The organism is Sedimentibacter sp. B4 (genome assembly GCF_000309315.1).
GTDB classification, from domain to species: Bacteria; Bacillota; Clostridia; order Tissierellales; family Sedimentibacteraceae; genus Sedimentibacter; species Sedimentibacter saalensis.
Genome location: NZ_CANG01000153.1, coordinates 1 through 507, shown reverse-complemented (window position 1 = coordinate 507; position 507 = coordinate 1). Strand labels below are relative to the sequence as shown.

General features: G+C 68.0%; 1 protein-coding gene and 1 pseudogene. One reads left to right on the top strand and one right to left on the bottom strand.

What is annotated here, in order from left to right:
- On the top strand, positions 1 to 241 hold a 241-nt coding region (locus BN358_RS23070; protein WP_157593337.1), incomplete at its 5' end, for an ACT domain-containing protein.
- 86 nt (positions 242 to 327) lie between these two features.
- Here the strand turns inward: BN358_RS23070 and BN358_RS23065 are convergent.
- A pseudogene (locus BN358_RS23065) lies at positions 328 to 507 on the bottom strand (DUF349 domain-containing protein); the annotation flags it as partial.

Genomic DNA, 507 nt, shown 5'->3' with positions numbered 1-507 from the left:
CAGCTTCCTGGTGGCATTGCAGGTCGAGGGCATCGACCGGACCGGGATCCTCTCCGAGGTGACGAAGGTGATGGGGGAGTACCACATCTCGATCCAGTCCGCGACGCTGAACACGGCGAAGGATCGCACGTTCAAGTTCCGGTTCACCTTCGAGACCACCGACCCGACCCACCTGGAGCACCTGATCGGTGCCGTCCGCAAGGTGCCCGGCGTCTACGACGTCTTCCGGATCAAGAACTGACCTTCGCGGCGGGACGATCCCCGCACAGACCAGTGCGGCGCCCGCCGTCCCGCGATGCCGTGGCCGGGCCGGGACGGCGTGGACCGCTACCGGCTGAAGTCCGCCAGGGTCTCCTTCGCCTGGTCGAGCCAGGTCTGGTAGGTGGCGATCGAGTCGTTGGCCTTGGCTGCCGCAGCACCGTCCCCGCGCGCCGCAGCCTTCGCGGCCCGTTCGGTGAGCTTGTCGATCTCGTCGCTGAGCATCCGGACCGTCTCCTCCGCCCGGGC